9 protein-coding genes are annotated in these 10145 nt (G+C 42.4%); 8 read left to right on the top strand and 1 reads right to left on the bottom strand.

Annotated features, from left to right (window positions below; all coding sequences use genetic code 11):
* Window positions 1–413 precede the first annotated feature (413 nt).
* Entirely contained in the window at window positions 414–1343 is a 930-nt protein-coding gene (locus tag AC3WVG_RS06055; RefSeq protein WP_488797271.1) for a glycosyltransferase family 9 protein, read from the bottom strand.
* A 139-nt stretch (window positions 1344–1482) separates the two neighbouring features.
* Between AC3WVG_RS06055 and AC3WVG_RS06050 the strand changes: the two genes are divergently transcribed.
* The 8 genes from AC3WVG_RS06050 to AC3WVG_RS06015 all read left to right on the top strand — a co-directional run bounded on the left by AC3WVG_RS06050 (window position 1483) and on the right by AC3WVG_RS06015 (window position 10117).
* Window positions 1483–1938: an NUDIX domain-containing protein gene (locus AC3WVG_RS06050; protein WP_488797270.1), complete on the top strand. Its 456-nt coding sequence runs from the start codon at window positions 1483–1485 to the stop codon at window positions 1936–1938.
* A gap of 11 nt (window positions 1939–1949) precedes the next feature.
* Window positions 1950–2858, top strand: coding sequence for an ROK family protein (locus AC3WVG_RS06045; protein WP_488797269.1), 909 nt, complete (start codon window positions 1950–1952; stop codon window positions 2856–2858).
* A gap of 87 nt (window positions 2859–2945) precedes the next feature.
* Window positions 2946–4403 (top strand): glycogen synthase GlgA, encoded by a 1458-nt coding sequence (gene glgA / locus AC3WVG_RS06040; RefSeq protein ID WP_488797268.1) that lies wholly within the window; start codon window positions 2946–2948, stop codon window positions 4401–4403.
* 91 nt (window positions 4404–4494) lie between these two features.
* On the top strand, window positions 4495–4692 hold the full coding sequence (locus AC3WVG_RS06035; protein WP_488797267.1) for a hypothetical protein: 198 nt from the start codon (window positions 4495–4497) through the stop codon (window positions 4690–4692).
* 33 nt (window positions 4693–4725) lie between these two features.
* A complete protein-coding gene (gene pdxA / locus AC3WVG_RS06030) occupies window positions 4726–5745 on the top strand; it encodes a 4-hydroxythreonine-4-phosphate dehydrogenase PdxA (protein ID WP_488797266.1) in 1020 nt (339 codons plus the stop codon).
* Window positions 5746–5864: 119 nt separating this feature from the next.
* Window positions 5865–6155, top strand: coding sequence for an STAS domain-containing protein (locus AC3WVG_RS06025; RefSeq protein WP_488797265.1), 291 nt, complete (start codon window positions 5865–5867; stop codon window positions 6153–6155).
* A gap of 191 nt (window positions 6156–6346) precedes the next feature.
* Window positions 6347–9499, top strand: a complete 3153-nt coding sequence (locus AC3WVG_RS06020; RefSeq protein ID WP_488797264.1) for a hybrid sensor histidine kinase/response regulator — start codon at window positions 6347–6349, stop codon at window positions 9497–9499.
* Between the two features lie 156 nt (window positions 9500–9655).
* The gene (locus AC3WVG_RS06015; protein WP_488797263.1) at window positions 9656–10117 is read left to right on the top strand and encodes a chemotaxis protein CheW; all 462 of its coding nucleotides are present in this window, start codon (window positions 9656–9658) and stop codon (window positions 10115–10117) included.
* Window positions 10118–10145: the final 28 nt, after the last annotated feature.

Here is a 10145-nt window from a genome sequence, read left to right as displayed (position 1 = left end):
TAATGCATTTCAGAAACCAAGACTTTCAATCTGCGCTTAAAATAGGGTTTGGCCACAGGCTCATAGGGTGCATCATGGGGGTTCAAAAAATTTAACCGTTTCTTTGGTAGTGATTGTGAGGTTACCGCTTGAGTTTATTAACAAATCTACTTTAATCTACATTTAAGATCAAATTTTTGGTTTAAATTTTTGAACCAATATTGGGGCTGGATTGATTTTGTAACTTATTGAAAAATAAAGAAAAGAATATGTTTTGTGTATTGGCCCTGTTTTTGCATGTAAATTGATGTCTTCCTCCTTTTACCAAAGCCGGCTTTCTCTTTCTTTTTTTGGATATGGGAAAGCCGGCTTTATATTTGTGTATTTATGTTTGCTGGAAAGGTGCAGCAGCTAATCTTTCCAAGTTTTCAACGTCACCCTCTCCCAAATTTTCCTAGTATCTTCCTTGCTGTGGCTAGAACGCTCCTGACTTTTATTTCCTCCATGCATTCAGGTGCGGGGCAAGATATCTGGCCTAAATCTGAGCAGGGGGCACATCCTTTAGGGCTGGTTAAGATGTGCATGCCTTGCGGTGCCCACTGTTTGGGCGAGGTAGGACCGAATAGGGATATGCCCGGAATGCCCATGTACCCGGCTAGGTGCAATGGGCCGGTGTCATTGCCAATAACCATTTTGGCCCGGGCCAAAATGTCGAGCAACTGGTTGAAGTCCTCGGGGGTGACAACTGGAAACTCATTGATCGTCAATTTTCTTTCAACTTCCACAGGGCCGAGCACAAACCGTATGTTTTCTTTATCTTTTTGCAGGTTTTTTGCTAACATAAGAAAGTTATGCAGAGGCCAGTTTTTAGCAGGATGTCCTGAGCCTGGAAAAATAATAATGCTCTCTGGTTTTCGTGTAGGTAAATACAAATTTTGCCAGGCAAAAAGCCAGTTGTCATCCCAGATAAGTCCTAATGATTTTAATTTCCGGGCATAAACTTCTCGAACATGATTTTTACGGTTTAAGTCAATGCCTGTTAAAAAGATGAGGTTGGGATGAATTATTTTTATGGTTCTTTGTTTTAGGCCAAACCAGAAAATCAGAGTATCTTTAAAGGTATCTGGCCACAAGGGGGCCGAGTAAAGACTTTGGACTGCTTTCCTGGTCATAGGGTCAACCCTATTTATGCCCATTTTTTCTATCCAGGGGAGGTAAATCTCCCGGCCTGCCCAAAAGACTTTAGTTTGGCTAAAGTTTTGTTTTATATTCCAGATAGTTGGCCAAGCCAGTAAAAAATCACCTAAAGCCCCATTGTGGACAATAATTATCTTGCAAGCTTGGTTTATTTCATTTAAAAACATACTTTAATCTAAGAGTGTTAAACAGTTAATGACCATGAAAAGACCGGGACTTTTTTTGTCGACCTCAGACTTGAAAAGGTTTCTGAAAATAGTTTAAGCGCTTTTGTCCGTTTTTAATTTTCGACCATTTTAACAAAATATGTCTTACTCTATACCCTGTCCTAAATGTGGACAATCTATTCTTCATTATCGCAATCCGGTTCCTACTGTTGATATTATTATTTTTTCTCCCCCCAAGCAGGTTGTTCTGATTGAGCGCAAGAACCCACCCCTTGGGTGGGCCTTACCAGGTGGATTTGTCGATTATGGAGAGTCTGTGGAGCAAGCTGCTCTGCGCGAGGCAAAGGAAGAGACCAACCTGGATGTAGTTTTAACCGGTCTTCTAGGTGTTTACTCTCATCCTCAGCGTGATCCCCGTTTTCATACCTTAAGTATTGTCTTTATGGCCAGTGCACAGGACTTAACTAGACTGAAAGCCAGTGATGATGCAAGACTAGCCAGATTGTTTTCCCTGGACGCGTTGCCTGAACTTGCTTTTGACCACGGTCAGATACTCAGGGATTTTGTAGTCTATCTTGAACGGTTCAAGGCTTAAATAGGAGAGCGATGTTTATTTGTCTTGACCTAGGGGGAACGCACGTACGCGGAACCTGGCTGGATGAACAGGGAAAACACGGTCCTGTCCTGGTTCTGCCCAGAAAGAAAACTCTAGAAGGGACCAAAGAGGTCTTAAGCGAACTTATTATAAGGCTTAAAAGTGACTGCCCGAGCCAGGTGCAAAAGATTGGCCTGGCCAGTGCTGGACCTTTTGACCGGCAAGGAAAAGTTTATCTTTCTCCCACCAATATGCCCGAACTTTCCGGTTTCAAAGTGGGCTCTTTTATTCAAGAACAGTTTGCTCTGGATGTTATTTTGGAAAACGATGCCCAAGCAGCAGCCCTGGGCGAGGTCTGGCAGGGGGGACTCAAGGGAGAAAAACATGCAATAGTACTTACTTTGGGAACAGGAGTTGGGTCCGGGGTGATTTTTAATACTCGGATCTGGCGGGGGGCTCATGATACTGGACCAGAGCTAGGACATATTTATCTGGGATCGGGCCTGGGTGAAAAGTGTGGTTGTGGTCAGGTCGGTTGCGCTGAGACTTGGTTAAATAAAAAGGCCTTATTGGATTTATTTGCCAAACATGAGCTAGCCTTGAATGACCCGAAAGAAATCTGGCCGTATTTAAAAAATGGGCATGCTGGAAGCTTTAAAGCCTTGAGAGAATATGGTCACAGGCTAGGACTTTTTTTAACTCAGTTAATGATAATTTTTGACATCAAAGCTATTGGCCTTGCCGGAGGCATCAGTGGTCTTAGTAGATATTTTTTGACAGGGACTTGGATAACAATAAAACAACGTTTGCAAAAAAGACCCTGGCTGTGGCCGGAAAAGATCGTCACCAGTCCTGACCCCCAAATGAGCGCTCTATGGGGCATGGCCAGTTTGATGAGGGGGGATTATGAGGCTGAATAGTTAAGGGTTAGTGATGATGGCAGGGGCTAGCAAGACGGGCGAGATACCTTAAAAAAACCTAACCCTTAAAACTTAAAGTTTGTCAAAATGCTTCAACAACCTGAAATTTGTTTTCTAGCTTCTGAGGTTTATCCCTTTTCCAAAACAGGAGGGCTGGGTGATGTCATGGGTATTTTGCCTCTGACCTTGTCAAAGCTGGGGGTTAAAGTTTGTGTCATCACCCCTCTTTATGGGCGAATATCTACGGCCAGTTATAAGCTGCGCCTGATGTATGAAAATATCCCTGTTGACTATCCCTGGCCGGGAGTTAAGGCTGATGTTTATAAAGCAGACTATCAGGGCATATCTGTTTATTTTATTGACCGGGGTGAATATTTTGATCGACGTCATTATTATTGCACTTATAAAGGGGATTATTTTGACAATTGCGAGCGGTTTATCTTTTTTTGTCGTGCTGCCTTGTCTTTGATCAAAAAATTTGACCGGGCGCCCAAGATTCTTCACGCCCATGATTGGCATACTGCCTTGGCCGTGGCGTATATTTATTTCTGGCGACGAAACGAGCCTTTCTGGTCCATGACCTCTACGGTTTTTACCATCCATAACCTGGCCTTTCATGGCCGATTTTCTTCCAGGCTGTTCTGGGATTGCGGATTGCCTTATGAGGCTTGGAACATGGATGGGGTAGAATTTCATAACAGCTTCAATTTGCTCAAGGCTGGTATTGCCTACGCAGACCAGATTACTACTGTTAGCCCAACTTATGCTCAAGAGATACTGACTCCGAAGTTTGGTTGCGGACTGGAGGGGCTGCTTCAAAAAAGACGTAATTTTTTGTCAGGTATATTAAACGGTGCAGACTATAGTATCTGGAGCCCAGAAAAGGATACCTTCCTTGATGCCAGATATTCTTGGCAGAATCTGGAAGGGAAAAAGCAGTGTAAAATTAAACTGTTGCAATACCTGGGTTTAAAAGATGAAATGTTGGATCGGCCTTTGCTCGGATTTATTGGTCGTCTCAGGCGGCAAAAAGGTATTGATTTATTGATGGATATAATCCCTGAACTTGTGCAACGCAATGTAGGCGTGGTAGTTTTAGGTCAGGGTGATTCTTTTTTTGAAGCCAGACTTATGGAAATTGTCGAGAAGTATCCCGACTATGTAAGTGCAATTGTTGGCTATACAGAAGAGATGGCCCATAAAGTTTTAGCTGGTTCGGATATTTTCCTCATGCCTTCCAGGTATGAACCGTGCGGACTGACTCAGATGTATAGTCTGCGGTATGGTACTCCCCCGGTTGCAACAGCTGTAGGAGGGCTTAAAGATACCATTATCCCCTATCCGCAAGAAGGGGCAACCGGGTTTATGTTTGATAAGCCACGGGCAGATGCTTTTTTGCACGGCATTGATCAGGCTTTGGATGTGTTTAAAAATAAAACAGTCTGGCAGCAGATTCAGATCAGGGCGATGGAGGCTGACTATTCTTGGAATATGTCCGCAAAGATATATTTAGAGATATATAATAGGTTAGGGCTGGAAGCGTAAATTTTAAACAGGAGCAATGGCCAAACCTACAGGGACAAAGATAAACCGGGCCGATTTTGAACCGGTCCAATTGCTTATAGGAGGTTAGACTATGAAGATGCAGGACGTTCGTGAACTGGGTAGAAAATTGGGATTAAAATTCCCTGTAGGCACAACCAAGGTCCAGGCCATTAGAATGGTTCAAAAGGCAGAGGGCAATTTTGATTGCTTTGGACGGGCTGAAAATGGTTTTTGTAACCAAAAAGGATGTCTATTTTATGTAGAATGCTTAAGAGTTTCAAAGAAATAGGCAATAGACTGTAGCCTGTAACGAGTAAGCGAAATGGGTAGGGTGTTGAATCGGAACACGGATCAGGATCCCCAATTTATAGTCTACACCATGGGGGATCCCAACGGGCTGGGACCGGAGCTTATATGTAGCCTGGAACTGGAAAAGATTTATTCTGACAAGAAGATGTTAATAATCGGGTTGGAGAAGGCTTTAGACTATCATTGTCGGCATTTGAAAAAGGACAAGTTCTGGAACAGGGTAGATGATTTAGCAGAGCTTAACAAGGTTGGCCCAGGTATTTATGTCATGGAGCCGGATGGGCTGGAAGAATTAGCTTTGAAACCTGGCCATGCCCATGTTCATGGGGGGCTTAGTGCTGGCAGGTCTCTGGATTTGGCCTGCACTTTGTTGAAAAAGGGTTTAGCCGGAGCCTTGGTCACCGGGCCTTTGAATAAAGCCATGCTCCAGGAGGCAGGATTTGATTTTGCCGGACATACGGAATTTTTGGGTGACCGGTTTGGAGTGGGTAAGGACAAAGTATGTATGCACCTCTGGGGTGAAAAGTTAAGGGTTAGTCTGGCTACCACTCATCCTCCTCTTCGCCAAGTGCCGGAATTGATTAGTATTGAGCGCGTTGTACGCTGCTTAAAGCTTACTTTTGAATTAATGAAAAAAATGGATCTGGCGAGCCTGCCCATTGGGGTGTGCGGATTAAATCCTCATGCTGGTGAGATGGGTAAAATCGGGCGCGAGGAAATCGAGATCATCGGACCGGCCGTAGAAGAAGCCAAATCCTTGGGGGTAAATGCTGAGGGGCCATATCCTGCAGATACACTTTTTTACCAAGCTGCCCAGGGCAAATTTTCTTCTGTATTAGCCATGTATCATGATCAGGGCTTGGGCCCTTTAAAACTTTTGCATTTCGGTCAGGCTGTAAACATTACTTTGGGCTTACCTATTGTGCGCACATCCGTAGACCACGGTACAGGATATGATTTGGTGGGTACGGGTAAAGCAGATCCTGGAAGCTTACAACAGGCGATTTTTATGGCTGAGCAACTGGCTGGCTAATGACTTGTTGGCATTAATTAGCGAAGCGCGGTTGTATTGAATAAATGTGTATAAAAATTCTTGACTTAAGACCAATGGTTATACGAAGTTAATTTTATTAAAATCAACCGGAGGGTAATATGGCCGAACAAGAACTTCTCCTGACTATTGATGGAGATATTGTTTCTACTAGTTCGCAACAGTTAAAGGAAAAATTACATAAGGCCGTTGACGAACAACCCAAAATACTAACTTTAGATTTTAAGAATGTAGAGTATGTAGATTCTATTGGTATTGGTATAATTATTGCTACGCATAATAGTTTAAGGAATAAAGGTGCTAAATTGAAGCTTATCAATGTTAATAATAATATTTTAAATCTTTTTAAAACAATGCGTCTTGATAAACATATTGATATGGAAGAAGCGTGAAAAAAAATGAATGTTCATAGCAAATAGAGCATTAACTTAAATGTTTAGATTGTTTGTTTAATAACCGTTTCTTTTTACGACGCTATTTATTTTGTATGGTAAATATTAGATTATTTTAATATATTGTGTTGTTGGTATGTTTGCCAGAATTATAACATACTAGTTAGCCTGCATCCTTAAAGAGGTGAATTATGAGTATGATGGATGATGAAACCTTGCAAATGTATGTCGAGGAATCCAGAGAACATCTTGAAAACATTGAGAATGATCTCTTAGCTATTGAAGAAGCAGGTGAAAATATAGATGAAGAATTGGTGAATAAGGTTTTTCGAGCTGCTCACTCCATAAAAGGCGGTGCTGGTTTTCTGGGTTTAAGCAATATCAAGGAATTGGCTCATAAGATAGAGAATATCTTGGATATGATCCGGAACCGAGAAATTGTGCCTAACCCTGAGGTAATCAATATAGTCCTTTTGGCTTTTGATCGCTTGCGGGAACTGATTGAAAATATTTCTGAAAGCAATGAGATGGATATTTCCGAACATATCGATGCTCTGACTAGAATTACTTCGGCTTCTTTACCTCAGGATGAGAAACAAAGTGTAGTCAATGAGGTGGTAATTAAAGACCGGAACGAGCGAACCATTTTTGTTCTTAAAGAATTTGATCTTATGCAGGCTCAGAAAAGGGGTAAATTTATTTATTTGATTGAATTTGATCTTATCCATGATGTACATAGAAAAGATAAGAGACCAATGGATGTGGTCAAGGATATGCAGGCTACAGGGGATATTCTGGATATTAAAGTCGATATTGATGCAGTAGGCACTTTAGAAGATAACGGATTTTCCAATAAGCTGCCCATGTATGCCTTATATGCCACAATTATTGAGCCGGATATTATTACCACTCTATTTGACCTTCCTGATGAGCAAATTAAAAATATTCAGACTGAAGATGTTCGGGTGGAGTCATCTAAAGATACGCCAGAAGAGTCAATTCAAGAACAAGAGACAGTTTCGGAAAAAGTTTCTGGCTCAGAGGCTGAAATTGTTCCTCATGCACCTGAAGAAGTTGAACAAATACCGGAGCAAGTTCAGGTTGAGCCCCCCAAAGTTCAGCAGGAAAGAGCAGAGCCCAAACCTGCTCCAAAACCTTCAGCGCAGGGAAAAACAAAACCAGCATCTACTTCGGCTAAAGCAGTGCACGCCGAGACATTGCGCGTCCATGTCAGCCTTTTAGAGAATTTGATGAATTTGGCGGGAGAGTTGGTTTTAAGTCGCAATCAGCTTTTGCAAGCTATATCTACGGATGACAAGCATGCCATTGCTATGGCCGGACAGCGCGTTGATCTGGTCACTTCAGAATTGCAAGAAGCCATTATGCTCACCAGAATGCAGCCTGTTGGCAATATTTTTAACAAATTTCCCCGTGTAGTAAGGGATCTTGCTCGTGAACTAGGAAAGGATATTGAATTGAAACTGGAAGGTAAGGAGGTCGAGCTGGATAAAACAATTATAGAAGGTTTATCAGATCCTTTAACGCATTTGGTGCGCAATTCAGCTGATCACGGTATTGAGCCTCCGGAAGAGCGGATAGCCAAGGGCAAGAATCCGCGAGGAACAATTATTCTTAAAGCCTTTCATGCCGCTGGCCAAGTAAATATTGAAATCATTGATGATGGTCGAGGAATGGATGCGGAAAAGATAGCCCGCAAAGCAGTTGAAAAAGGTCTGGTCTCAGAAGAGCAGGTCAGCAGCATGTCAGAAAAGGACAAGTTAAATTTGATTTTTCTGCCCGGCCTATCCACTGCAGAAAAGGTTTCTGATGTTTCTGGCCGGGGGGTAGGCATGGACGTAGTCAAAAGTAATTTGGATAAATTGGGTGGGCAAGTAGAAATCGAGACACAAAAGGATAAGGGGACTTCTATCCGCATTAAATTACCACTTACATTAGCAATTATCCCAAGCCTGCTTATTTCCATGGGCCAGGAGAGGTTTGCTATCCCTCAGGTTAATGTTGACGAATTGATACAAGTCCCAGCCCATCAGGTTTCTGAGCGAATTGAAAGAGTCGGAGACGCAGAGGTGTTGATTTTACGGGGCGAGCTGATTCCTTTGATGAGCCTGGCCAATGTCTTGGGCTCCGGTAGAAGCTCAGATGAATTGAACTCTGCTCAGGATCACAATAGCCTTAGTGACTCGGAATTAGTTGAGGGTAGCCAGTCGTTAGTAAAAAAGACAAACGGGGATGTTAATATTGTTGTTGTCCAGGCAGGCTCATTTAAATATGGTCTGGTTGTGGATGAATTGCATGATTCAGTGGAGATAGTGGTTAAGCCTCTGGGCAGGCATCTGAAAAATTGTGAGGGGTATGCCGGAGCCACTATTATGGGTGATGGTCGGGTGGCCCTGATTTTGGATGTGGTTGGCTTAGCCAGGCTTGGAGAGCTGTCTTCTGTAGCCGGTACTGATAAGGCTAAGAAATTGGCTTTAGAAGCGGAAAGGCGGGCTGCCGAAGAAATTCATTCTCTGTTTTTATTCAATAATGGTCCGGGTGAGCATTGCGCAGTGCCTCTTGCGTTGGTTGCCAGAGTGGAAATGATTAAGGCTGAAGATATTGAGATTGTTGGCGGTAAAAAAGTTATTCAATATCGTGGAGGAAGTTTGCCCGTTTTTGCCTTAGAAGAAGTGGCTGATGTTAATCACCTGGAATTGGAAGGAGAACTGGTGGTTATTGTTTTTGTTGTGGGCGGACATGAAGTTGGTCTTCTGGCTTCACCACCTGTGGATGCTGTTGAGGTTAAACTTAATATCGATCCTTTTACTTTAAAGCAGACTGGAATTTCCGGTTCAGCCATAATTAATGGTCATACTACCCTGATAGTGGATATTTTTGAGTTAGTGGAGACTTTGAATCCGGGGTGGTTTGAAGAAAGGGAGACTGTTACGGTCCTTCAAGAAGGAGCAAATAAGGTCTTGCTGGTTGAGGATTCGGATTTTTTCCGTTCTCAGGTCAAAAAATTTATTAAGGATGAAGGATATGAAGTGGTTACCGCTGAAGATGGAAGTGTTGCCTGGGAGTATTTAAATGAACATCCCAACGAGATCCAGGTAGTGGTCACAGATTTGGAGATGCCAAATATGGATGGTTTTGAATTAACCAAACTAATTAAAAATGATGATCGTTTTGCTCACTTGCCAGTTATTGCTTTGACATCCTTGGCCGGAGAAGATGATATGGCCAAGGGTAAGCAGGTCGGTATTGATGATTATCAGATCAAGTTGGATAAAGAAAGATTGTTACAAAGTATTTTTAATTTTTTGAATAAAAAAGCAGCATGATAGTTGAAAGAAGCCGAGGCGGGTGAGTTCCTCTGCCTTTGGCGGGGATTAATAAGACGGAAGACGGTAAATCAGGGAAAAGAGCTAAAATTATTTAAAAGTAATGCCTGGTTCGTGTGTTCGTCCTAAAGTTAAAGATTTTGATGGGGTCGTATTATGGATAATGCCGAGAAAATTGCAGCTAAAGCGGGAAATTTTCAATTGTCTTGTTTTTATATTGGCGAGGCCCTGTGCGGTATAGATATTGATCAAGTTCAGGAGATCAATAAGCAGATATCGTTTACTGAAGTTCCTCATGCTCCTGAATATGTATTAGGAATTATGAATTTGCGCGGGCGGATTGTCACTATCATAGATTTGGCTAAAAAATTGGGTCTAGGGCTCTCAAACCTTACAGAGGAAAGCAGAATTATCATTGTCAGTTCCAAAGAAGAACATATCGGTTTGTTGGTCGATAAAATCACAGATGTGATCATGGCTGATTGGGACCAGGTAGCTCCACCACCATCTAATATTAAAGGCGTGCAGGGCAAATATTTTCAGGGTGTGCTTAATGTGAAAAATAAATTGGTGGCAATCTTGGATGTAGAAGAAGTCCTAGCAGTGGAGAGAGGTTGATTTTAGTAAACATTAGGTCGGTGATTCA

Source organism: Desulfovulcanus sp. (assembly GCF_982781345.1).
This window is presented reverse-complemented; position numbering and strand designations above follow the sequence as displayed.